The following is a 22,089-nucleotide window of genomic DNA, read 5'->3' on the forward strand; positions in this document are numbered from 1 at the left end:
TTCCCGTCTCCCATCACGGCCGGAAGGGACGCCATGAACCTGCCCCCGGACACACGCCATTGGTCGGCACGGTTGCGCGAGGCGCTGCGCGAATCGCCGCCGCTGATCTGGGCCTTCGTGTACTTCTTCTGCCTGCTCAGCGGCTACTACGTGCTGCGGCCGGTGCGCGAGGCGATGGGCGCTTCCGCCGACGTGGCCACGGTGTTCCCGCCGGCGATGATCGCCTTCTTCACCACGCACGGGATCGAACTGGGCAACTTCACCCTGCAGGTGCTGTTCACCGGCACCTTCCTGACCATGCTGCTGTTGCAGCCGGCATATGGATTCCTGGTCAGCCGCTATCCGCGCCGGGTGTTCCTGCCGGTGGTGTATGGGTTCTTCATCGCCACGCTGCTGGTGTTCTACGCGATGTTCCACTGGAACGTGCCAGGCCGGGGCATGGCGTTCTTCCTGTGGCTGGCGGTGTTCAACCTGTTCGCGGTGGCGGTGTTCTGGAGCTTCATGGCCGATGTGTTCAACAGCGGGCAGGCGCGGGCCTACTATGGCTACATCGGCGCGGCCGGCACGATCGGTGCGCTGCTTGGTCCGGTGCTGGTGCGCAGTCTGGTCGGGCAACTCGGCGTCGGCAGCATGATGCTGGTGTCGGCCGGTTTCCTGGCGATATGCATGCTGTGCATCTTCCGGCTGCGTGGCTGGGCGGTGAAGCGCGAGCGTGAACGCAACCTGGTGTCGGGCGAGGTCCCGATGGGCGGCGACATACTCGGCGGATTGAAGCTGATCGCGCGCGAGCCGGTGTTGCGCTGGCTCGCGGTGATGGTGCTGTTCGGCGTTGGCGTCGGCACGCTGCTCTACAACGAACAGGCGGCGATCGTGCGACGTCTGTACACCGACCCGGCGGCGAGCGCGCAGTTCTACGCCAACATCGACCTGGCGGTGAACGGCCTGACCCTGCTGCTGCAGCTGACGATCACGCGCACGTTGTTGTCGCGTTTCGGGATCGGCCCGGCGCTGTTGATCCCGGGGGCGGCGATCATCGTCGGCTACGCGGTGCTGGCGGCTTCGCCGTTGCCGCTGATGGTGGCGGTGGTGCAGGTGGTCGTGCGTACTGGCGAGTTCGCGCTGGCCAAGCCGGCGCGCGAGACCATCTACACGCGGGTCGGCCGGCAATGGCGCTACAAGGCCGGTGCGGCGATCGATACGGTGATCTACCGTGGCGGCGACCTCAGCTTCGGCTGGCTGCACAAGGGGCTGTCGCTGCTGGGTTCGTCCAGGGCGGTGTTCGTCGCCGGGCTGGTGCTGGCGCTGGGCATGACCGCAGGCGCCTGGCGGCTGCTGCGTGCGGCGCAGCAACTGCCTGCCGGGCAGGAAGGTGATGAAATGGCCGCTGATGTACCGGCTGCACGTGCGACGGGTTGATCGACCTCCCATCCATTGTTTTCTCAAGGACGTTCCACATGCCCCTGTTCGCCACGATCTTCACCGCTCTGGTCGCTGCCCTGCACCTGTACATCCTGGTGCTGGAGATGTTCCTGTGGACGCATCCGCGGGGCTTGAAGACCTTCCGCAACACGCCCGAGAAGGCACAGGCCACGCGCGTGCTGGCGGCCAACCAGGGGCTCTACAACGGCTTCCTGGCTGCAGGTCTGGCCTGGGGCGCGATCAGCGGTCGCGCCGACGTCGCGACGTTCTTCCTGGGCTGCGTGGTCGTGGCGGGCCTGTACGGCGCGTGGAGCGTCAATCGGCGCATCCTGTTCGTGCAGGCGGCACCGGCCGCGCTGGCGCTTGTGCTGCTGTGGCTGGGCGTCTGACTAGGCCGCCGCGCGCTGGCGTGGCGATACCCACATCATGATCCGCGCCTGGAACACGGCCTCGCCGGCCGTGCTGCGCACGACGACTTCCACCGGCAGGTCATAACCCTCGCTCGATTCGCGCAGCGGCACCGCCGGCAGCGCGGTGGCATGCATCGTGCCGGTCGCCTTCTTCAGATACTCCACCTGCATCCCTTTCGGGATCCAGCGCATTGAACCCGGCAGGCTGGCATCGACCATGACACCGGCGACCAGCTCGGCGAGGTTGCACAGCGCGATCGCGTGCACGGTGCCGAGGTGGTTCTGCACGCGGCGGCGATGGGCGATGGTCGCTTCGCAACGACCCGGTTCGAGCACGGTGATGCGCGGCGCGATCGTGGCGAAGTAGGGTGCCTTCAGGCAGATCGCACGCGAGAACAGCCAATGGCCGGCAGGCCAGCGGGTGATCCGCCGGTACAGCGAAAGCAGCTTGCTCATGTTCGGAATCCGGATGCGAAAACGGCGGGCCGAAGCCCGCCGTTCTGGTGTTCGCCGATCAGGCCGCTTCGCGCGACGGGTTCGGCTGATGACGATCGTAGTAGCTGGCCGAGCGCAGTTCGTGCGGATCGAAGTCGTCGACGGTGATGGTGTCCATCGTGAGTTCGCGCAGTTCTTCCAGCAGCTTGCGCTCCTCGCCGGTGATCACGCCCTCGGCCACCGCCTCGTCCAACTGAGCGGGGAAGTCCAGCGCCTCGATGCCCTTGGACTTCAGCGCCTTGAGGAACTTGCGCTCCACTGGCTCGGCGGCAACCGCCTTGGCCAGATAGCTGGCGATGCGACCGCCCGGGTTGTTCTCGCACGGGGTCAGGAACACGCCACGGGCGAGGCTGTCGCGGGCATCGTTGGGTGCCATCAGCAGCGCGGCGACGCGACGCGACAGGCGGTCGCCCGGAGCCTCGGCACGACGACCCAGCGGGAAGATCAGCGCCCACATCAGCCAGCCGACCGGACGGATCGGGAAGTTGCGCAGCGCCGCCGACAGCGCCTCTTCGATTTTGTGCACGCTGTTGTGGAAGGCCCACGCCAGCAGCGGCTGCTCGGCCTGCGGCGCGCCCTCGTCGTGGTAGCGCTTGAGCATCGCGCTGGTCATGTAGATGTGGCTCAGCACGTCGCCCAGGCGGCCGGACAGCGATTCCTTGAACTTCAACTTGCCGCCCAACATCATCATCGACACGTCGGCCATCAGCGCCAGGTTGGCCGAGTAGCGATCGAGCTTGCGGAAGTAGCGGCGGGTGTAGTCGTCGCCCGGGGCCGAGCCAATGCGCGCACCGGTCAGGCCGAACCAGAACGAACGCACCGCATTGGAGATGCCGAAGCGGATGTGGCCGAACAGGCTCTGGTCGAAATCCTCCAGACCACGCGCGCTGTCGCTGTCCTGGGCGGCCTTCATTTCCTTCATCACCCACGGATGGCACAGGATCGCGCCCTGGCCGAAGATCAGCAGGCTGCGGGTCATGATGTTGGCGCCTTCGACGGTGATGCCGATCGGCGAGGCCTGCCAGGCGCGGCCGGCGAAGTTGCGCGGGCCGAGGATGATGCCCTTGCCGCCGATCACGTCCATCACGTCGCCGACGACCTCGCGGGCCATCGCGGTGCAGTGATACTTGGCGATCGCCGACGGCACCGACGGCACATCGCCGCGATCCACCGCCGCCGCAGTCGCCTGCGACAGCGCGCTGACCACATAGGCCTTGCCGCCGATGCGCGCCAGCGCTTCCTCGACGCCTTCGAAGCGGCCGACCGACAGGCCGAACTGCTTGCGGATGCGCGCATAGGAGCCGGTCACCACCGCGCCGAACTTGACGCCGCCGCTGGAGGTGGAGGGCAGGGTGATCGAACGGCCGACGGCCAGGCACTCGTTGAGCATGTTCCAGCCCTTGCCGACCATGTCCACGCCGCCGATCAACTGACTCAGCGGGATGAACACCTCGCGGCCATGGATCGGGCCGTTCTGGAACGGCGAGTTCAGCGGGAAGTGGCGGCGACCGATCTCCACGCCTGCGGTCTCACGCGGCAACAGCGCCAGGGTGATGCCGATATCCTTGGTGTCGCCGATCAGGCCGTCCGGGTCGTACATGCGGAAGGCCAGGCCAATGATCGTCGCCACCGGCGCCAGCGTGATGTAGCGCTTGTCGAAGGTGAGCTTGACGCCGAGCACGTTGGCGCCATTCCACTCGCCCTTGCAGACGATGCCGTAGTCCGGGATCGAGGTCGCATCCGAGCCGGCGAACGGGCCGGTCAGGCCGAAGCAGGGGACTTCCTGGCCGGCCGCGAGCCGCGGCAGGTAGTAATCCTTCTGGTCCTGCGTGCCGTAGTGGTTGAGCAGCTCACCCGGGCCGAGCGAGTTCGGCACGCCGACGGTGGAGCTGACCACGCTGCTGACCGACGCCAGCTTCTGGATCACCTTGTGGTGCGCCAGCGCGGAGAAACCCAGGCCGCCATAGGCCTTCGGAATGATCATGCCGAAGAACTTGTTCTTCTTGATGAAGTCCCACAGCTCCGGCGGCAGGTCGGCGTAGACGTGGTTGATCTCCCACTCGTTGACCATCTTGCACAGCTCTTCGACCGGGCCATCGAGGAAGGCCTGCTCTTCAGTGGTCAGCTGCGGCTTGGGGTAGTTCAGCAGCTTCTGCCAGTCCGGATCGCCGGTGAACAGCTCACCTTCGAAGCCGACCGAGCCGGTTTCCAGTGCGATGCGCTCGGTCTGCGACAACGGCGGCAGCACCTTGCGGAACACCTTGAGCAGCGGCGCGGTGATCAGCGGCTTGCGCAGGAACGGAAGCAGTACCGGCGCCGACACCAGCACCACCAGCACGGCCGCGACGATCGTGGCGACGGCATTGGCGCCGAGCAGCCAGCCGGCGACCAGCAGGGTTCCGGCGATGGCCACCCAGGCGGCCAGGCGCATGCGGTGGTAGGCGGCGAAGCCGACTGCCAGCAATACGAGGAGGAACGGCGCAACGATGCTCATGATTTTGCTCCAGTGACGTGCTCGATGGCGTGCTTGGTGGCGAGGGACGTCGCGGCATTTGCCGAGGGCAGCGAGTCCAGATAATGCAGCACAGCCGTAGTAAACGCGGTGTTGTCGTCGCCGGCCACCATGTGGGTGGCTTCGGGGAGCTGCACATGCTGCGCGTGCGGCACCAACGACATGAATTCGGAAATCGTCTGCGGCGTCACCAGATCGCTGCGCCCGCCGCTGACCAACAGGACCGGACAATGTACCTGCCGGGCGGCTTCGATCATCACCGCCTGCTGCTGTGCGGCATCGCCGCCGGCCAGTTCGGCGATCAGGCGTGGATCCCAGTGCCAATGCCAACGGCCTTGTGCATCCGAGTGAAGCAACCGGCGTAATCCATCCTCGGATTTGCGCGGGCGGTGCGGCAGGTAAGCAGAAATCGCATCCGCTGCGGCCTGCAGCGAATCGAAGCCATCCGGATGCGCCGTCATGAAGGCCAGGATGCGCTCCACGCCCGTGGTATCCCAGCGTGGCGTGATGTCGACCAGCACCATCGCGCGGAACAGGCCGGGCCAGCGCGCCTCGGCCAGCAGGCCGAACAGACCGCCCATCGACGCCGCCACCAACACGGGAGGCTCGCTCATCTCGCCAGCGATGACGATCAGGTCGTCGGTGAACTGCTCGCCGCTGTAGGGCGTGTCCTTGTTGTTCCAGTCCGATTCGCCGTGGCCACGCGCGTCATAGGCGATCGCGCGGAAGCCGGCTTCGGCCAGAGCAACTGCGGTGGAATCCCAGGCGCTGTGGGTCTGCCCGAAACCATGCGCCAACAACACGGGAACGCCATGGCGTGGACCGTAGGCACTGGCCTGCAGCCGTACCGAATCGGCGCCGACGAGCGGATTCGGTGATGCAGACAATGTGGTGGAAGGTGTGTTGACCATACCTAATGGTATGGATTGCTTGTCGGGAGTGTCAATACTGATGGGTATGGGGTGTAAGTCGCTGAATCGGGAGGATTCAGGGCTGTGAAAAGCGCCCGCATACTGCAACCGACCCGGGCGTATGGTTAAATCGTCCGATGAGCAATGACACCGATTCCAGTTCCACCCAGGAACGCCCCGGCAATGGACGCAGTTCCCGCCTCAGCGCGGAAGATTGGGCGCAGGCCGCCCTCGACCTGATTGCAGAACAAGGGGTGGGAGCGGTGGCGGTCGAGCCGCTGGCCCGACGCCTGGGCGTGACCAAGGGCAGCTTCTACTGGCACTTCCCCTCCCGCGATGCACTGCTGCAGGCGGCACTGGAGCGCTGGGAGCAGTTCGAACAGGAGCAGGTGTTCGGCAGTCTGGAAGAAGTAGCCGACCCGCGTGCACGCCTGCGCGCGCTGTTCCAACTGGTCGCGCATGAAGTCAGGCCGCACGTCATCTATAGCGAACTGCTGAAAGCGCTGGATCACCCTGCGGTGCGCCCGGTCATTGATCGGGTGTCACAGAGCCGGATGGATTACTTGATCGCCTCATTTCGTCAAGCTGGTCTTCCATCTACCGATGCGCGCCATCGCGCGCGCTTGGCTTACGCTGCATATGTCGGGTTTCTGCAACTTTCGATCCAGCTTCAGCAGCCCAAGCAAGCTCGTGAAGATTTTGAGGCCTATGTGGAGCATGTGATCCACACTCTGATTCCGGGTGAACAATAGCGCTTGTGCGCTGTTTCATCTTCGCAAGCTTTCGGTAGATTGGTTGGTATGTGGCGTCGCTAGCTTCTTGGCGAACGCTGCCGTGCTTGCGAATAGTTCGGGTCTCGGAATATTGCGCGGATTACGCTGAAAAAAATGGCCCCGTTTCCGGGGCCATTTCTGCTTGCGATTTCCAACGAGTGCTTAGAAACGCTGGGTGTACTTCGCGTAGATGAAGCGGCTGATATCGAAGCCGCCGTAGTACGGGTAGTTGCTGTTAGGTGCGGAGAACTGGATGGCTGCCTTGTGAGCAAACACATTGTTTGCACCCAAGGCAATGGTCGCGTTCCACGGTGCCTTCCAGCTGATCTGCACATCATGGAACGTGTTGGAACCAGTCCAGCGGACCGGATCGGCTTCGCCATTGGCAAAGTGGTCAGGATCGGTGCAAGGCCGGTTCGTGACGCAGCTTTCCTTTATGCCCGAGTAGTAGCGAGCAGTGTAGTTGACACCGAAGTCACCCAGTTCCCAGTTGATGCCGAGGTTCGAGCGCACACGGAAGATGCCGGCGCTGCCGACCTCGCCGACCATGATCTCGTCACCATCGCTGTTCTGGCTGGCCGAATCGTACTTGCTCACATAGCTGGTTTGCCAGTCGACACTGAACTGACCAATGCCCAGCTCCGGCAGACGGTACTTGATGCCGAGATCGTAGCCTTCGGTTTCCAGCTTGCCGAGGTTGGCCAGGCCGAAGAACATACCGGTGATGTGACCATCGGCAGCACGTGTAATACCCGCGCAGCGCGAGGCATTACCAAGCACATAGCAGTCACGCAGGATGCGATCCACGCTGTCGGAGATGATGGCATCGGTGAGCTTGTAGCTGTACCAATCCAGCGAGATGTCCAAGCCCTGAACCCAGCGGGGGCTCCAAACCAGGCCGGCAGTACGGCTCTTGGACTTTTCGGGCACGAGGTTGGGATTCGAACCGCTGGTGAACTGATCCGGTGTCTGGCACGGATAGGTCGTGCATGGCACCAAGCCTTGGCCCAGCTGGACGTAGTTCAGCGGTACGCCCGCAGCGCTACAGGCAGCATTGCCATTCACGCTTGCGGAGGCGCCTATGCCGCATGGATCGGTGTAGGACTCGAAGCTGCCGCCAATGCCGCCGTATAGATTGTCGATGGTCGGTGCACGGAAGCCTTCCGCATAGGTGCCACGAACGAGCAGTTCTTCGATCGGACGCCACATCAGGCCGAACTTCGAATTGATGGTGTCACCGAAGTTGCTGTAGTCCGAGTAGCGGCTGGCAATGTTGACAGTCAGTTCCTTGGCAAAAGGCAGGTCAGCCAAGAGTGGGACGTTCAGCTCAAGATAGAACTCGTCCAGCTCATACTTGCCTTCGGTAGTGGTCGCGGGCAAGCCGGTGCTTTCACCTGCTTGATTGAATGCGTCCGGCACAAATCGGCCTTGCTCCTCACGATGCTCATATCCCACGGCCAGACCGAGGTCGCCAGCAGGCAGGGTCAATATGCTGCCCGAGAGGTTGGCGGTATAGCTATTGGTCTTGGTGCGGCCGGTGTCTGTGTAGTAAGGGAACAGGAACTTCTGGAGGTCCGCGTCGGCCAGAGATCCCTGGCCGGCGACGCCGTAGGGCAGCAGCGGGTTCCATGGGCGGCACGAGTCAAGCGCGATCGGGCTGGCTGCGGTCCCGCACTGAGCGACACCGTTCGAATTGATGAATGAAGGCCCCAACGCCTGTTCTGCGGCGATCAGGCTCATGTCACCATGGCCCGTCTTGGTCGTATCGTTACGGTTCCACAGGGCGCCGACGTCCCAATCCCAGGTTTTTTCACCTATCTCGAAGTAGCCGCTGATCGTCGGTGCGAAGCGAATGGTCTTCAGTTCGCTCTCGGTGGTACGGGGTACTTCCCACAGGCGACGGCGGAACGCGACATCCCTGCTGCCCAGGGGATTGAAGGCGCTGTCCGCATCCAGCGGAGTTCCGAAGGAGCCGGATTGGTATGGGTAGCCCGCGATCTGCTGATCGGTGTTGCGCTGGTTATAGAGTATGTCTGCGTTGAAGGCGATGGTGTCGGTCAGGTCGTAGTTGGCGTTGACATATACCGACTTACGCTCAATCCCGGTCTGCAGAAACATCTGCTGGTTCGAGTTTGCATACTCCGATGCGGTGATCGGGTGGTAATCAGCTGCATTGGTCGGATCGCCGCCGCTGTTCAACGTGCACCAGGCGTTCGCGCCGCCGCTTCCGCAAGGCCCAAACCAGGAGCCGTTTTGGCTCACCGGGCTCCAGCCCGATCCAGGGTAGTTCGGGCCGGCGTTGCCATACTTGGAGAACCAACGGTCCTTGGCGAAGACGGGATCTTGCTTGTTGTACTCCGCGGAGAGGGTTACGCCACCACGTTCGCCCTGCGAGCCGATGGTGAAGTGATATTGCGAGGTATCACCGTCGCCCTCGCTGTACTGACCGAAGTAGACACCAGCTTCGGCGCCATCGAAGCGCTTGCGAGTGATGATGTTGACCACGCCCGCAATGGCGTCGGAGCCATAGATCGAAGAAGCACCATCCTTGAGGATGTCGATGCGTTCAATTGCCGAGAACGGAATCTGGCTCAGGTCCTGGTAGCCAGCGGTAGTGGCACCAAGACGCTTGCCATTCATCAGCACCAGTGTGCGGGGGGCGCCGAGATTCCGGATGTCGATGTAGTAGCCGCCCACATTCTCGCCGGATGCCAGTGCCTGTGCGCGAGAAATGGCGGGAGAGCCAGCAGACGTCAAGTTCTGCAGCACATCTGCAACCGAGGTGAAGCCCTGCTTCTCCAGAGTTTGGCGATCCAGAGAAATGATCGGTTGCTGGGTTTCCATCTCCGAGCTGCGAATGCGCGAGCCGGTGACTTCGATGCGGTCGAGATTGGTCGGGTTGCTGGAGCCGGAGTCCTGGGCGAATGCGGTGCCGGTGCCGGCCGCGCCCACGACAAGTGCGAACACAACTGCATCACGCAGTTTGTTGGTCTTGCAATTCATTAGCTCTCTCTCCAAGTGAGATCTTGGGTACTACCAAGGGATTGCCTGAGGGCAGCTTCGAAAGAGCGAAGCCAAAACCGTCAGGGTGAACCGATGGTATCTGCGTTCTGCAGAGAATTAAAGTCCCGTTAACAATTGGCTAGGAACAGGTGAAAACCCTGCGTCCAGTTGGGCTATCAAGCCCTGAGGCACAAAAAAGCGCTGCCCGGTCGGACAGCGCTTTTATGATTTTTAGCTATGTGGGGCGGATGCCGGAACTACAGATCCTGTTCGTAGCGAACGTATGGGACCGTGCTGTCGCTGTTGCTTTCGTTGTTGGGAGCGAACGGGTTCTTGCCGCGGGTCACGATGTTTTCCGCGCCGACGGTGAGTTGTCCGCTCCAGGGCATGCGCCAGGTCAGGCCGAGGCCGAGGCCTTGCCATTTTTCCGGTTGGCCGGGAACGTCGACGACGCGGCCGATGATGTTGGCGCTAAAGGCGCCGTAGCCGCCGCCGATGCTCAGGGTCTTGCTGTCCCATTGGTCGACCATGCCGGGAGCGGCTTCGGTCAGTGGAACCAGGCGGGCACGTGCGTAGGTGCCGCCGATCGATACGAATCCTTCCTGGCCGATGTTCTTCTGTCCGAACACCGTCAGGTCGTTCTGCTCCATTCGAACAGGCGCTGCCTTGGTGCCGGCGGTCAGCCAGCCCGGGAGGTTGTCGCGGCCGTTGCCCAGGCTGACGCCCACGCGGGTGCCGCCGCGGTTGAAGCCGACCGTTGCCGAGGCGTGCTTGCTGGTCACGTCGTCATCGTCGCCCAGGCTGGCGAGCAGGCAATGGCTGGCCAGTCCGCTGATGCTGGTGCCGCGGCTGCTGTTGCACAGCAGGCCGAGCGAGTCGCCCGAGGACAGGCCGAACGCCGCATCCAGCGAGTTGCGGCCGAAATGCCAGCGCGCCCCCGCCTTCTGCTCGCCGGTGGGTTCAAGGTAGAGAAGTGCCTCGACCTTGCCGCTGCCCTGGTTCCAGACCGGCAATACCGTGCTGCTTGATGCCGTGCTCTGCGCATGCGCGCCCGTTGCCACCGCAAGTGCGGCACACAGGGCAAACGGCAGTCGCAGGAAGGCTTTCATGACGAACAGTCAGACCCAAGGGCAGGTGTTAAGTTCCCGGGAAGGCGGGGTGAAGATACTAGGTGATTTATGATTTTTTAACAAGTCTCAGTTCTCCCCAGAACTCAAACTGTTACGGCTATTGGAGCCTTTCGGAGGCGGGCGCTTGTACCGGCCGCTCAGCGAACAATATAGGCAATTCAGTCAAAGGGAAGTGATACTCGCGTCCGCAGAATTCGCAACGGACCTCGACCGCACCGGTCGGCTCGGCCGCCGCCCTGGCTTCTTCCTCGCCCAGGGACTGCAGCATGGTCGCCACCCGCTCCCGCGAACATGAACAGGCGAAGCGCAGCGCTTTCTCGCCGAGCAGCTCGGGTTTTTCCTCGTGGAACAGCCGGTGCAACAGGTCGGGGCCCTGGGTGGCCAGCAGTTCGGGGGTCTCCAGGGTGTCGAACAGAGCTCCGCTGCGGGTCCAGCCGTCGTTGTCGCCTTCGTCGCCGGGGAGCTTCTGCAGCAGCAGGCCAGCGACGTGGTCGCGGTCGGCAGCCAGCAACAGGCGGGTGGGGAGCTGCTCGGACTGGCGGAAGTAGGCCTCGAAGGCTTCGTCCAGCAATGGCGCATCCAACGACACCAGGCTCTGGTAGCGCTGCGGTTCGCGCGGATCCAGGCCGGGATTCTCGATGGTGATGGCCAGGACCGAAGGCTCGCCCAGTTGGGTCAGGTCGTCAGGAGCATCCATGCCGTCTTCCAGGCGGGCGATACCACGCAGGGTGCCGGCGGCCGTGCACTCGGCGAACAGGGTGCGCAGGCCGTGTTCGCCGCGCAACTGGATCGACAGGCGCCCGTCCACTTTGGTGTGACCGGTGAACAGCGCCGCCGCCGCGCAGGCCTGGCCGAGCAGGGCCTTGGCCTGCGGCGGATAGGTGGCGTGCTGGGTGATGTCGTGCCAGGTGTGGCTGAGGCGAACATGGACGCCGCGCACGCCGGCAGCGGGCAACAGGAAGCGGATCAGATTGTCTTCGTGGGTTTCGTTGGCAGGCATGCGCGGGTTCCTGTTGCCGGATAATGCGGACAGGCTATGTCATGTATTGAGGGTGGCAAAACGATGGGGGCAGATCGGCGGGATCACAAGACGGTGCGGCCTCGCCGCCGCTGGGGGCGCTGGCTGCTGGCCTTGCCGCTGCTGTTTGCTGCCGCCAGTTTCATGCAGGTGCTGGTGCTGCGCTTCATCGATCCGCCGGTGAGCATGGTGATGGTCTGGCGCTGCGCGGAGGCGTTGGGCGAGGGCGACTGGAAATTCCGGTTGCGCCACGAATGGCGCGACCTGGACCGGATGGCGCCGAGTCTGCCGATCTCGCTGGTTGCCGCGGAAGATCAGCGCTTCCCGCTGCATGACGGCTTCGACCTGCAGGCGATCGAGAAGGCGCGTGATCACAATGCGCGTGGTGGCCGCCTGCGTGGTGCCAGCACGATCAGCCAGCAGGTGTCGAAGAACCTGTTCCTGTGGCAGGGGCGGGGCTGGGTCCGCAAGGGGCTGGAGGCCTGGTACACGGTGTTGATCGAGGCGTTGTGGCCGAAGCGGCGGATCATCGAGATGTACGCGAACATCGCCGAATTCGGTGATGGCATTTACGGTGCGCAGGCGGCAGCCGTGGTCTTCTGGGGCAGGAATGCCGACCAGCTGACGCCGGCGCAATCGGCGCGGCTGGCGGCGGTGTTGCCGTCGCCGCGCCGCTACGATGCGCGCAATCCGGGGGCTTACGTACAGCGTCGCGCCGCCTGGATCCAGCGCCAGGCCGGGCAGTTGGGTGGCCCTGCTTACTTGGGGGCGGAATGAGCGCGTCGCAGCGTTTGACCGTGGTGATTGCGGCCTATAACGAGGCGACGGCGCTGCCGCTGTTGCATCCTCGGCTGCGCGCTGTGCTCGACACGCTGCCGGAGTTGCAGGCACGTGTGCTGTACATCGATGACGGCAGCTCCGACCGGACCTGGGAAGTGCTGGAAACGCTGCTGCAGACCGATCCGGAGGCAGGTGCGATCCGGTTGTCGCGCAATTTCGGCAAGGAGGCTGCGATCACGGCCGGGCTGGACAATGTCGAGGATGGCGCGGTGGTGCTGCTGGATGCGGATGGGCAGGATCCACCGGAGCTGATCCCGCAGTTCGTCGCACATTGGCGTGCCGGCTACGACAACGTGTTCGGCACCCGCATCCAGCGCGATGGCGATGGCTGGTTGAAGCGGGCTGCGGCGGCGAGTTTCTATCGTGTGATCGGTCGCCTGTCGCATACGCCGATCCCGGCCGATACCGGTGATTTCCGGCTGCTTTCGCCACGTGCGCTGGCGGCGTTGCGGCAACTGCGCGAGCACAACCGGTTCATGAAGGGCTTGTTCGGTTGGGTGGGCTTCCGGCAGCTGTCGGTGCCTTACCGTCGTGCGCCGCGGTTGTCGGGACGCAGCAAGTTCACGTTGTGGAAGCTGTGGAACTTCGCGCTGGAAGGCATCACCAGTTTTTCCACCGCGCCGCTGCGTGCGGCCACTTATCTGGGATTGCTGACGGCCGCGTTCGCGCTGGTATTCAGCGTGTGGGTGGTGGTCAAGGCGGCGTTGTTGGGCGATCCGGTGGCCGGCTGGCCGACGATGATGGCGGTGATCCTGTTGTTGGGCGGCGTGCAACTGGTGGCGCTGGGCATGATCGGCGAGTACCTGGGGCGGCTCTATGACGAGGCCAAGCATCGGCCGTTGTACTTCGTCGACGCCCGTGCCGGGGCGGCGGGAGTATCCTCCGGCCACCAGTCCAGCGACGGAGCAGGCCATGCAAACGGTTCGGCAACTGTTGGGAAGGAAGAAGACCGCTGAGGTCTTCGCGGTGGGAATCGAGGCCGCAGTCATCGATGCGATCCGCCTGATGGCGGAGAAGGGCATCGGCGCGGTGCTGGTGATGCGTGGCGAGCGCCTGGTCGGGATCCTTTCCGAGCGTGACTACGCCCGCAAGGTGGTGCTCCGCGATCGCTCTTCGGCCACGACACAGGTCGGTGAAATCATGACCGCGCATGTGGTCACGGTGGCGCCTGCCGAAAGTGTGGAGCACTGCATGCAGGTCATGACCGAGCGGCGGATCCGGCATTTGCCGGTCATGGAAGGCGATCGCGTGGTCGGCGTGGTCTCGATCGGCGATCTGGTCAAGGCGGTGATCGAGGAGCAGCGTCGCGATATCGATCAGTTGCAGCGCTATATCGCCAGTTGATGCGTGGAGCTGCCTGTGGGAGGGGCTTCAGCCCCGACGGGGTCTTCCTGGAAAGCGTCGGGGCTGAAGCCCCTCCCACAGGAGGCGGTCACAGCACCTGTGCGGTGACGGCGACGAAGTGGCAGACGCTGCCGGCGAGCACGAACAGGTGCCAGATCGCGTGGAAGTAGCGGATCGAGTCGCGCTGATAGAACCAGGTGCCGAGTGTGTAGAACAGGCCGCCGGCGAGCAGCCAGCTCAGGCTCCAGGCATCCACCGAGCGCAGCAGCGGCTCGATGGCCACCACGATCAACCAGCCCATCGCGATGTAGATGAAGGTGGACAGGCGGCGGAAGCGCCCGGTGAAGAACAGCTTGAACACCACGCCTGCCGCCGCGATCGTCCAGATGGCCGCGAACAGGCTCCAGCCCCAGGCACCGCGCAGGTTGATCAGGGTGAATGGTGTGTAGGTGCCAGCGATAAGCAGGTAGATGCAGCAGTGGTCGAAGACCTGCAGCCGCGCCTTGACGCCCGGGTGCGGAACGGCGTGGTAGAGCGTGGAGGCCACGTACAGCAGCAACAGGGTGGCGCTGAACACAATGGACGTGGTCAGCTGCCAGACGTCGCCGTAGATGGCCGCCAAGGTGATCAGCACCGCACCGCCGGCCAAGGCGGCGATCGCACCCAGGCCGTGGGTGAGGGCGCTGGCCAGCTCGTCGCGGAAGTCGGTGGAGGGGCGGGCTTCGGCGGTCATGTGGGCAAGGTACCCCAATCGCGAGACATTCGCATTGCCGGCGCTGTCATTTCCGGGATGTCGCGCACGTGGCGGTTCAGGCGGTGCGGTGATTTGGTGCGTGCGTATTGGTGTGTTGCGAAGAGGGTATTGCCGCTTCAGTGTAGAGCCGTATGTTCCGGAGGAGCCTCAGCGTAGCCTCGAAAAGGGATGCAAGCACAAGCTCCGCTTACAAGGCCTTAGTCGATCGCCACGCTGTGGGCGTGCTCGCGAGTGGCCGAGAAACGCACGCCGGGCGCACGTTCCTGAGCCAGTTGCAGGTTGACCCGGGTCGGTGCCAGGTAGACCAGTTCGCCGGCAGCGTCCAGGGACAGGTTCATCGCGTTCTTCTCGCGGAACTCCTCCAGCTTCTTCGCATCATCGCAATGCACCCAGCGTGCAGTGACGACACCGACCGGCTCGAACGCCGCGTCCACGCCGTACTCGTCCTTCAACCGGTAGGCGACCACGTCAAACTGCAGCACGCCGACCGCGCCGAGAATCAGGTCGTTGCTCATCAGCGGGCGGAAGAACTGGGTAGCGCCTTCTTCGGACAGCTGCGCCAGGCCCTTCTGCAACTGCTTGAGCTTGAGCGGATCGCGCAGGCGCGCGCGCCGGAACAGTTCCGGGGCGAAGTTGGGGATGCCGGTGAACGACAGCGCCTCACCCTCGGTGAAGGTGTCGCCGATCGAGATGGTGCCGTGGTTGTGGATGCCGATCACGTCGCCCGGATACGCCTCGGCGGCGATTTCGCGGTCGGAGGCCATGAAGGTCAGCGCGTTGGCCAGCTTCACTTCCTTGCCGCTGCGCACGTGCAAGGTCTTCATGCCGGCGCTGAAGCGGCCCGAGCACACCCGCATGAAGGCGACGCGGTCGCGATGCTGCGGGTCCATGTTGGCCTGGATCTTGAAGACGAAGCCGGTCAGCTTCTCTTCGGTCGGCTGCACCACGCGGCCGGTGGTGGCGCGCTGCTGCGGCGAGGGCGCGTGCTCGGCGAAGAAATCCAGCAGCGGCTGCACGCCGAAGTTGTTGACGCCCGAACCGAAGAACACCGGGGTCTGTTTGCCGTCCAGGTAGGCCTGCTTGTCGAACGGATGGCTGGCGCCTTGCACCAGTTCCAGTTCATCGCGCAGATCGGCGAGCATCTTCTCTCCGATCTTCTCGGCCAGGCCGGGGGCATCGATCGACGGGAAGATGGTCGAATCCTGGCGGGTGAAGTTACGGCCGGGTTCGTACAGGTGGACCTCGCCGGTCACCAGATGCACCACGCCCTTCAGGCGCTGGCCCATGCCGATCGGCCAGGTCACCGGCGCGCACTGGATGCCGAGCACGCTTTCCACTTCGTCGAGCAGATCGATCGGGTCCTTGCCCTCGCGATCGAGCTTGTTGATGAAGGTCATGATCGGGGTGTCGCGCAGGCGGCACACCTCCATCAGCTTGATGGTGCGCTCCTCCACGCCCTTGGCCACGTCGATCACCATCAGTGCCGAGTCCACCGCGGTCAGCACGCGGTAGGTGTCCTCGCCGAAGTCGGCGTGGCCGGGGGTGTCGAGCAGGTTGATGATCTTGCCCTCGTACGGGAACTGCATCACCGAGGAGGTGACCGAGATCCCGCGCTCCTTCTCCAGCGCCATCCAGTCGGAGGTGGCGTGGCGCGCAGCCTTGCGGCCCTTGACCGAGCCGGCCATCTGGATCGCGCCGCCGAACAGCAACAGCTTTTCGGTCAGCGTGGTCTTGCCTGCGTCGGGATGGGAAATGATGGCGAAGGTGCGGCGGCGCGCGGCTTCGGTGGCGACTTCGGACATGGAAAATGCGCCCGGCCGGGCACTGGAGCGGAAAGGGAAGTCCGCGATTATAGCGGGCTTCCCGGTTGCGCCGTTCCGGTCGCTGTCTCTGCCGGATGCGCGAAGCGCAGTTCGCCGAGCGGGCCGGCCATCCGGAACGGGACCGAGACCAGCTTCGTGCTGCGGTTGAGCTGCACGGCGAAATGCAGGTGCGGACCGGTGCTCAGGCCGGTGTTGCCGGACAGACCGAGGCGGTCGCCGGTGCGCACGGTCTGGCCGATCCGCACGACGATGCCGCCGGGGGCGAGGTGGGCGTAGATGGCCATGCTGCCGTCGGCGTGGAGGATGCGGACGAGGTTGGCGCCGTTGCCGAACTGCGCGGGGTCGCGTCCGGCTTCGCGGAAATCGTCGCGCACTTCCATCACTACGCCGTCGCGTGCGGCCAGCACCGGGGTACGCTCGGGCAGGGCGAAATCCAGCGCGTAGTGATTGGCGGGATCGGTGTGGCTGAAGCTGCCTCCGAATCCCTGGTCGATGCGTACGGGCGTGCTGGCGAAGGGCAACTGGTAGACGACATCGTCGGCATGGCCGCGCGGCGAGCCGGGGATGGCGTCGACGTTCAGGCCCAGCAGGGGCTTGCTGCCGGGTTGTAGCGGGTAGATGCGCGTCGCGAGTCGCCGCTCTCCGGCTTTCAATTCCAGGGTCACTGGCAAGGCCGGCACGGCGCGGAATCCGTCGCCGCCCTGGTCGTGCAGGCGGACCTGGGCTGGGCCGCCGAGTGGGTTGGCCAGCCAGACCTGTTGGATTTCGCCGTGGTCCTCCACTTGCAGCCAGGGTTGTGGGGCCGGTGCGTTGGCGTGGGCCGGGACGGTGGCCGGCGGGGGCACGGTCCGTTCACGCCAGTCCATCAGCCGCTGCGCGGTTGCGAGAAGTGGGGCACACGCCAGCAATGCCGCGGCGAAAGAGGGGTAATGGGGGCGTCGCGGCACGGGCGGGATCGGCTGAACAGGAGGCCGATTATGGCCGGCGGATCGGTATCCGCTGAAATCATATCTCTCCATCCGAATAAAGCGATTGACAGGCCTTTGGGGCGGTGGCATCGTAGCTGGACCATCGAGACCGGCGGAGGGACAGGCCCTTTGATGCCGGGGCAACCAGCGCAGCGCAAGCTGCGTGGTCGGTGCCAAATCCTGCGGGGACCCAGCGTCCGCCGAAAAGATGGTTCGTACTTGCCTTCCGCAGGTCGAACGCGAGCTCCGCGAAGCTCGATGGCCGTTTTCCCCCAGGAATACCGCCATGAGCCTCGCCCACGCCGCACCCAGCACTGCCTATGTCTACACGCCCGTCGCCGATGACGAGGGGCGTATTGCCGTGCGTGGCGAGGTGGTGGCGGCGCTGCCGATGCGTCATGCCGGCCTGCGCAGCGTGGTGTTGCGCTATGAGCTGGTCGGCGCGGCCGAGGCGCCGGTGGTGTTCGTGGCGGGCGGTATCTCCGCGCACCGCCATGTCACCTCCGGTGCGCTGTTCCCGGAGAAGGGCTGGGCGGAAGGACTGCTGGACGCCGGCCGCACGCTGGATCCGGCCCGGCGCCGGATCCTGTCCTTCGATTTCCTCGGTGCCGACGGGCTGCTCGATGCGCCGATCGACACTGCCGATCAGGCCGATGCGATCGCGGTGCTGCTCGATGCGCTCGGCATCCAGCAACTGCAAGGCTACGTCGGCTATTCCTACGGCGCGCTGGTGGGCCTGCAGTTCGCGATCCGGCATCCGGCGCGGGTGCAGAAGCTGGTCGCGGTCAGCGGCGCGCATCGTGCACATCCGTACGCGGCGGCCTGGCGCGCGCTGCAGCGTCGCGCGGTCGCGCTGGGGCAACTGCAATGTGCCGAGAGCCACGGGCTGTCGCTGGCGCGCCAGTTCGCGATGCTCAGCTATCGCACGCCTGAGGAATTCGGTGAGCGTTTCGACGCCGCGCCGGAAGTGATCAACGGCCGCGTGCGCGTGGCCGCCGAGGACTATCTCGATGCGGCCGGCGCGCAGTACGTCGCGCGCACCCAGGTCAATGCCTACCTGCGCCTGTCCGAATCCATCGATCTGCATCGCATCGATCCTGCCGCCGTCAGCGTGCCGACCGTTGCGGTCGCGGTCGAGGGCGACCGGCTGGTGCCGCTGTCGGACATGGTCGCGCTGGTCGAAGGCCTGGGCCCGCGCGGCAGCCTGCGCGTGCTGCGTTCGCCCTACGGCCATGACGCCTTTCTCAAAGAAACCGATCGCATCGACGCGATTCTCGCCACCACCTTTCGCGCTACCGGAGACAACGCATGAGCTTCCACAACACCGACATCCCCTGTAGCTTGGCCACCGGCGCCGTGCGCGCCGGTATCGATCGCGATACCGCTTATGGCGCGGTGACACCGCCGATCGTGTTGTCGTCGAATTTCTCCTTCGACGGTTTCGGCAACAAGCGCGAGTACGACTACACCCGCAGCGGCAATCCGACCCGCGATCTGCTCGGCGAGGCGCTGGCGCAGCTGGAAGGCGGCGCTGGCGGCGTGGTGACCTCGACCGGCATGGGTGCGATCAATCTGGTGCTCAATGCGCTGCTGCAGCCGGGCGACAAGCTGGTGGTGCCGCACGATGCGTACGGCGGCAGCTGGCGCTTGTTCAACGCGCTGGCCAACAAGGGCCACTTCGAGCTGATCACTGCCGATCTGACCAACCCGGTATCGCTGGGCGAGGCGCTGGCGCAGTCGCCGAAGCTGGTGTTGATCGAGACTCCCTCCAACCCGTTGCTGCGCATCACCGATCTGCGGCTGGTCATCGAGGCCGCGCACAAGATCGGCGCGCTGGCGGTGGTCGACAACACGTTCCTGTCGCCGGCACTGCAGCGCCCGATCGAGTTCGGCGCCGATCTGGTGATCCACTCCACCACCAAGTACGTCAACGGTCACAGCGATGTGGTCGGCGGTGCGGTGATCGCGCGTGATGCCGAAGTGCATCAGCAACTGGTGTGGTGGGCGAATGCGCTGGGCCTGACCGGCTCGCCGTTCGATGCGTTCCTGACCCTGCGCGGCCTGCGCACGCTGGATGCGCGCCTGCGCGTACACCAGGAGAACGCGCACGCGGTGGTGTCGCTGCTCGACGGCCACAGCGTGGTACCGAAGGTGTACTACCCCGGGCTGCCCACGCATCCTGGCCATTTGCTGGCGGCGCGTCAGCAGCGCGGCTTTGGCGCGATGATCTCGTTCGAGCTGGACGGCGGCGAGACGGCGGTGCGCGCGTTCGTCGAGGGCCTGCGCTACTTCACCCTGGCCGAGTCGCTCGGTGGCGTTGAAAGCCTGGTCGCGCACCCGGCGACGATGACGCATGCGGCGATGACGGCGGAAGCACGTGCCAAGGCCGGTATCTCCGATGGCCTGCTGCGGCTGTCGGTCGGCATCGAGTCCGCTGAAGATCTGGTGGCCGATCTGCGCGCCGGCCTGGCACGCGCCGAGGCAGCGGTGGGCGAGTCCAAACGCAAGCTCGCCGACGCATGAGTTCGGTCGTACGACTGGCCTCAGCGGCGGCGCCGAGGCGGCGTTTGGCATTGCTCGGTACCGGCGTGGTCGGGACTGCGTTCGTGGCCCGCTACGAACGCTTGCGTTCGCGCGGCCTGACCCTGCCGCCGCTGGCATGGCTGGCGAACTCGCGCGCGCTGCAGCTTTGCGATGAAGACACCGGGTATGCGCTGCTGCAGGCGCGCAACGCACCGGCACGGCTGGACGAGAGCGGTCTGCCGCCGTGGGCGGAAGGCGAGGCGCTGCATGCCGGCGACATCGTGGTCGATGCTACCGCCAGCGATGCGGTCGCCGGCTGGCATGTGGACTGGCTTGCGCGCGGTGTGCACGTGGTCACCGCCAACAAACTCGGCAACGGTGCGGCGCTGGTGCGTGCGCAGGCGATCACGCGGGCGCGTGCCGAGTCCGGTGCGCGCTATGGCGACGCCGCCACGGTCGGTGCGGGGTTGCCGCTGCTACGCAGTCTGCGAGCGCTGGTGGCCGGTGGCGATCACATCCATCGTGTGGAAGGCGTGCTGTCCGGTTCGCTGGCGTGGCTGTTCAATCACTACGACGGCATGCGGCCGTTCTCTGGGTTCGTGCGGCAGGCGCGCGAGGCCGGTTACACCGAGCCGGATCCGCGTATCGATCTGTCCGGTGAGGACGTGCGCCGCAAGCTGCTGATCCTGGCGCGTGCGGCGGGGATGACCTTGCAATCGGACGATGTGCAGGTGGCCTCGCTGGTGCCGGCATCGTTGGCGCGGTTGCCGCTGGCGGAACTGGATGCGGCGTTGGGTGAACTGGACGAGCCGCTGGCCGCGCGTTTCGGGCAGGCCCATCGCAACGGTGCGCGACTGCGCTTCCTGGGACGCTTCGAGGACGGGCAGGCCAGTGTCGGCTTGCAGGAGTTGCCGGTCGATCATCCGTTGTGCGGCGGTGGCGGTACCGACAATCGCGTGGCGATCTACAGCGATCGCTATGACGTGCAGCCGCTGGTGGTACAGGGGCCGGGTGCGGGCGCGGAAGTGACCGCGGCGGCGTTGCTGGATGACGTGTTGCAGGTGATTGTCGGCTGACAGCGTTGGCGTCTTGTAGGAGCGGCTTTAGCCGCGATGGGGCTTTCTCAGTAAAGCCCCATCGCGGCTGAAGCCGCTCCTACAGGGAAAGGTGTCGTCAGTGATCCAATGCCTTCAACAACGCGGCGTTGAAGCGGACTGGGTCTTGTACTTGCGGGGAATGTCCAAGTTCTGCGAATTCGACCAGCGTTGCGCCGGGGATCGCAGCGGCGGCGCGCTTGCCTAGTGCCGGGTAGTTGCCGAGCTTGGCTTTCACCTCGGGTGAGGCCAGCGCCTTGCCGATCGCGGTGTTGTCCTTCTGGCCGATGAAGAGCGTGGTGGGCACGCGCAGCTGCGGCAGTTCGTAGACCACCGGCTGGTTGAAGATCATGTCGTAGGTCAGCGCCTGGTCCCAGGCCACTGCCTGCTTGCCCGGGCCGGCGTACATGCCGGCCTGCATGCGTGCCCAGTGCTCGAACTCGGGCTTCCATTCGCCGGCGTAGTAGGTCGCAAGCTGGTAGCGCTTGATGCTGTCGAAATCAGTCTTGAGTTCGCCGGCGTACCACGCGTCGATGTCCTGCCAGGGCACACCGAGGGCTTTCCAGTCTTCCAGTCCGAGCGGGTTGACCAGCGCGAGGTGCTCGGTGGCTTGCGGATAGGTCAGTGCATAGCGGATCGCGAGCATGCCGCCCATCGAGTGACCGACCACGATGCTCTGGGTGATGCCGAGCTGTTCCAGCAAGGCATGGGTGTTCGCCGCCAGTTGCGCCAGTGAAAACTGATAGCTGGCCGGCTTGCTGGATTTGCAGAAGCCGATCTGGTCCGGTGCGATCACCCGATAACCGGCCTGGCTGAGCGCCTCGATGGTGTGCTGCCAGGTTCCCGCGCAGAAGTTCTTGCCGTGCAGCAGCAGTGCGGTGCGTCCGTTCGGCGGGCCGGCGGCGGGGACGTCGAGGTAGGCCATTTCCAGCGCCTGCCCTTGCGAGCGGAATGCGTAGACATGCGGCGGATACGGGTAGTCGAAGCCTTCCAGGCGCTGGCCATAGGCGTTGTCGGCGGCGTGGCTGGAGAAGGCTGCGGCGAGCAGCAGGGCCGGAAGCAGGGATTTCAT

At 64.8% G+C, this 22,089-nt stretch carries 19 protein-coding genes and 1 riboswitch; of the genes, 9 read left to right on the forward strand and 10 right to left on the reverse strand.

Going from position 1 to position 22,089, the window contains the following annotated elements; all coding sequences use genetic code 11:
• Nucleotides 1–33 precede the first annotated feature (33 nt).
• Together AC3WJE_RS15185 and AC3WJE_RS15190 are read left to right on the forward strand one after the other, a co-directional pair.
• Complete coding sequence (locus AC3WJE_RS15185; protein ID WP_493731655.1) at nucleotides 34–1,416, forward strand: NTP/NDP exchange transporter; 1,383 nt, start codon at nucleotides 34–36, stop codon at nucleotides 1,414–1,416.
• 38 nt (nucleotides 1,417–1,454) lie between these two features.
• Nucleotides 1,455–1,808 carry a DUF1304 domain-containing protein gene (locus tag AC3WJE_RS15190; RefSeq protein WP_493731656.1) on the forward strand — a complete coding sequence of 118 codons (354 nt, stop codon included), beginning with the start codon at nucleotides 1,455–1,457 and terminating at the stop codon, nucleotides 1,806–1,808.
• Here the strand turns inward: AC3WJE_RS15190 and AC3WJE_RS15195 are convergent, their stop codons facing one another.
• From AC3WJE_RS15195 to AC3WJE_RS15205, 3 genes are read right to left on the reverse strand one after another with little or no spacing between them, the layout of a single operon-like run.
• On the reverse strand, nucleotides 1,809–2,285 hold the full coding sequence (locus tag AC3WJE_RS15195; RefSeq protein WP_493731657.1) for a hotdog fold domain-containing protein: 477 nt from the start codon (nucleotides 2,283–2,285) through the stop codon (nucleotides 1,809–1,811).
• 58 nt (nucleotides 2,286–2,343) lie between these two features.
• A complete protein-coding gene (locus AC3WJE_RS15200) occupies nucleotides 2,344–4,818 on the reverse strand; it encodes an acyl-CoA dehydrogenase (protein WP_493731658.1) in 2,475 nt (824 codons plus the stop codon).
• The gene (locus tag AC3WJE_RS15205; RefSeq protein ID WP_493731659.1) at nucleotides 4,815–5,747 is read right to left on the reverse strand and encodes an alpha/beta fold hydrolase; all 933 of its coding nucleotides are present in this window, start codon (nucleotides 5,745–5,747) and stop codon (nucleotides 4,815–4,817) included. Before AC3WJE_RS15205 ends, AC3WJE_RS15200 begins: the two co-directional genes overlap by 4 nt.
• A gap of 137 nt (nucleotides 5,748–5,884) precedes the next feature.
• Between AC3WJE_RS15205 and AC3WJE_RS15210 the strand changes: the two genes are divergently transcribed.
• On the forward strand, nucleotides 5,885–6,499 hold the full coding sequence (locus AC3WJE_RS15210) for a TetR/AcrR family transcriptional regulator (protein WP_493731660.1): 615 nt from the start codon (nucleotides 5,885–5,887) through the stop codon (nucleotides 6,497–6,499).
• Between the two features lie 183 nt (nucleotides 6,500–6,682).
• Here AC3WJE_RS15210 and AC3WJE_RS15215 read toward each other — a convergent pair whose 3' ends face one another.
• The 3 genes from AC3WJE_RS15215 to hslO form a co-directional block, all read right to left on the reverse strand.
• Nucleotides 6,683–9,523 carry a TonB-dependent receptor plug domain-containing protein gene (locus tag AC3WJE_RS15215; RefSeq protein WP_493731661.1) on the reverse strand — a complete coding sequence of 947 codons (2,841 nt, stop codon included), beginning with the start codon at nucleotides 9,521–9,523 and terminating at the stop codon, nucleotides 6,683–6,685.
• A gap of 257 nt (nucleotides 9,524–9,780) precedes the next feature.
• Complete coding sequence (locus AC3WJE_RS15220; protein ID WP_493731662.1) at nucleotides 9,781–10,632, reverse strand: XOO1806 family protein; 852 nt, start codon at nucleotides 10,630–10,632, stop codon at nucleotides 9,781–9,783.
• 118 nt (nucleotides 10,633–10,750) lie between these two features.
• Complete coding sequence (gene hslO, locus AC3WJE_RS15225; protein ID WP_493731663.1) at nucleotides 10,751–11,653, reverse strand: Hsp33 family molecular chaperone HslO; 903 nt, start codon at nucleotides 11,651–11,653, stop codon at nucleotides 10,751–10,753.
• A gap of 63 nt (nucleotides 11,654–11,716) precedes the next feature.
• Here hslO and mtgA point away from each other — a divergent pair, with 63 nt between their 5' ends.
• The 3 genes from mtgA to AC3WJE_RS15240 are packed head-to-tail and all read left to right on the forward strand — an operon-like array spanning nucleotide 11,717 to nucleotide 13,855.
• Nucleotides 11,717–12,448 (forward strand): monofunctional biosynthetic peptidoglycan transglycosylase, encoded by a 732-nt coding sequence (mtgA, locus tag AC3WJE_RS15230; RefSeq protein ID WP_493731664.1) that lies wholly within the window; start codon nucleotides 11,717–11,719, stop codon nucleotides 12,446–12,448.
• Entirely contained in the window at nucleotides 12,445–13,467 is a 1,023-nt protein-coding gene (locus AC3WJE_RS15235) for a glycosyltransferase family 2 protein (protein WP_493731665.1), read from the forward strand. Before mtgA ends, AC3WJE_RS15235 begins: the two co-directional genes overlap by 4 nt.
• Nucleotides 13,424–13,855 carry a CBS domain-containing protein gene (locus tag AC3WJE_RS15240; protein ID WP_493731666.1) on the forward strand — a complete coding sequence of 144 codons (432 nt, stop codon included), beginning with the start codon at nucleotides 13,424–13,426 and terminating at the stop codon, nucleotides 13,853–13,855. Before AC3WJE_RS15235 ends, AC3WJE_RS15240 begins: the two co-directional genes overlap by 44 nt.
• 88 nt (nucleotides 13,856–13,943) lie before the next feature.
• On the opposite strand, the gene trhA is transcribed toward AC3WJE_RS15240, so the two are convergent.
• The 3 genes from trhA to AC3WJE_RS15255 all read right to left on the reverse strand — a co-directional run bounded on the left by trhA (nucleotide 13,944) and on the right by AC3WJE_RS15255 (nucleotide 17,298).
• Nucleotides 13,944–14,588 (reverse strand): PAQR family membrane homeostasis protein TrhA, encoded by a 645-nt coding sequence (trhA, locus tag AC3WJE_RS15245; protein WP_493731667.1) that lies wholly within the window; start codon nucleotides 14,586–14,588, stop codon nucleotides 13,944–13,946.
• A 218-nt stretch (nucleotides 14,589–14,806) separates the two neighbouring features.
• The gene (locus AC3WJE_RS15250; RefSeq protein WP_493731668.1) at nucleotides 14,807–16,411 is read right to left on the reverse strand and encodes a peptide chain release factor 3; all 1,605 of its coding nucleotides are present in this window, start codon (nucleotides 16,409–16,411) and stop codon (nucleotides 14,807–14,809) included.
• A 47-nt stretch (nucleotides 16,412–16,458) separates the two neighbouring features.
• On the reverse strand, nucleotides 16,459–17,298 hold the full coding sequence (locus tag AC3WJE_RS15255) for a M23 family metallopeptidase (protein WP_493731669.1): 840 nt from the start codon (nucleotides 17,296–17,298) through the stop codon (nucleotides 16,459–16,461).
• A gap of 199 nt (nucleotides 17,299–17,497) precedes the next feature.
• A riboswitch (SAM riboswitch) is annotated at nucleotides 17,498–17,615 on the forward strand.
• Nucleotides 17,616–17,686: 71 nt separating this feature from the next.
• Here AC3WJE_RS15255 and metX point away from each other — a divergent pair.
• From metX to AC3WJE_RS15270, 3 genes are read left to right on the forward strand one after another with little or no spacing between them, the layout of a single operon-like run.
• The gene (metX, locus tag AC3WJE_RS15260) at nucleotides 17,687–18,712 is read left to right on the forward strand and encodes a homoserine O-succinyltransferase MetX (protein WP_493731670.1); all 1,026 of its coding nucleotides are present in this window, start codon (nucleotides 17,687–17,689) and stop codon (nucleotides 18,710–18,712) included.
• Entirely contained in the window at nucleotides 18,709–19,923 is a 1,215-nt protein-coding gene (locus AC3WJE_RS15265; RefSeq protein ID WP_493731671.1) for an O-succinylhomoserine (thiol)-lyase, read from the forward strand. The genes metX and AC3WJE_RS15265 overlap by 4 nt, the downstream gene beginning before the upstream one ends.
• Entirely contained in the window at nucleotides 19,920–20,999 is a 1,080-nt protein-coding gene (locus AC3WJE_RS15270; protein WP_493731672.1) for a homoserine dehydrogenase family protein, read from the forward strand. Before AC3WJE_RS15265 ends, AC3WJE_RS15270 begins: the two co-directional genes overlap by 4 nt.
• Nucleotides 21,000–21,096: 97 nt before the next feature.
• On the opposite strand, the gene AC3WJE_RS15275 is transcribed toward AC3WJE_RS15270, so the two are convergent.
• Complete coding sequence (locus AC3WJE_RS15275) at nucleotides 21,097–22,089, reverse strand: alpha/beta fold hydrolase (protein ID WP_493731673.1); 993 nt, start codon at nucleotides 22,087–22,089, stop codon at nucleotides 21,097–21,099.

The sequence above is a fragment of the Pseudomonas sp. GW821-FHT07E12 genome (assembly GCF_058986605.1).

Bases quoted from the DNA above. Each gene is read 5' to 3' on its own strand.
- AC3WJE_RS15195 (WP_493731657.1), bottom strand. From the start codon at position 2,285: ATGAGCAAGCTGCTTTCGCTGTACCGGCGGATCACCCGCTGGCCTGCC.
- AC3WJE_RS15240 (WP_493731666.1), top strand. From the start codon at position 13,424: ATGCAAACGGTTCGGCAACTGTTGGGAAGGAAGAAGACCGCTGAGGTC.
- AC3WJE_RS15265 (WP_493731671.1), top strand. From the start codon at position 18,709: ATGAGCTTCCACAACACCGACATCCCCTGTAGCTTGGCCACCGGCGCC.
- trhA (WP_493731667.1), bottom strand. From the start codon at position 14,588: ATGACCGCCGAAGCCCGCCCCTCCACCGACTTCCGCGACGAGCTGGCC.
- AC3WJE_RS15205 (WP_493731659.1), bottom strand. From the start codon at position 5,747: ATGGTCAACACACCTTCCACCACATTGTCTGCATCACCGAATCCGCTC.
- AC3WJE_RS15250 (WP_493731668.1), bottom strand. From the start codon at position 16,411: ATGTCCGAAGTCGCCACCGAAGCCGCGCGCCGCCGCACCTTCGCCATC.
- AC3WJE_RS15235 (WP_493731665.1), top strand. From the start codon at position 12,445: ATGAGCGCGTCGCAGCGTTTGACCGTGGTGATTGCGGCCTATAACGAG.
- AC3WJE_RS15220 (WP_493731662.1), bottom strand. From the start codon at position 10,632: ATGAAAGCCTTCCTGCGACTGCCGTTTGCCCTGTGTGCCGCACTTGCG.
- AC3WJE_RS15275 (WP_493731673.1), bottom strand. From the start codon at position 22,089: ATGAAATCCCTGCTTCCGGCCCTGCTGCTCGCCGCAGCCTTCTCCAGC.
- AC3WJE_RS15185 (WP_493731655.1), top strand. From the start codon at position 34: ATGAACCTGCCCCCGGACACACGCCATTGGTCGGCACGGTTGCGCGAG.
- hslO (WP_493731663.1), bottom strand. From the start codon at position 11,653: ATGCCTGCCAACGAAACCCACGAAGACAATCTGATCCGCTTCCTGTTG.
- AC3WJE_RS15200 (WP_493731658.1), bottom strand. From the start codon at position 4,818: ATGAGCATCGTTGCGCCGTTCCTCCTCGTATTGCTGGCAGTCGGCTTC.
- AC3WJE_RS15215 (WP_493731661.1), bottom strand. From the start codon at position 9,523: ATGAATTGCAAGACCAACAAACTGCGTGATGCAGTTGTGTTCGCACTT.
- mtgA (WP_493731664.1), top strand. From the start codon at position 11,717: ATGGGGGCAGATCGGCGGGATCACAAGACGGTGCGGCCTCGCCGCCGC.
- metX (WP_493731670.1), top strand. From the start codon at position 17,687: ATGAGCCTCGCCCACGCCGCACCCAGCACTGCCTATGTCTACACGCCC.
- AC3WJE_RS15270 (WP_493731672.1), top strand. From the start codon at position 19,920: ATGAGTTCGGTCGTACGACTGGCCTCAGCGGCGGCGCCGAGGCGGCGT.
- AC3WJE_RS15255 (WP_493731669.1), bottom strand. From the start codon at position 17,298: ATGGACTGGCGTGAACGGACCGTGCCCCCGCCGGCCACCGTCCCGGCC.
- AC3WJE_RS15210 (WP_493731660.1), top strand. From the start codon at position 5,885: ATGAGCAATGACACCGATTCCAGTTCCACCCAGGAACGCCCCGGCAAT.
- AC3WJE_RS15190 (WP_493731656.1), top strand. From the start codon at position 1,455: ATGCCCCTGTTCGCCACGATCTTCACCGCTCTGGTCGCTGCCCTGCAC.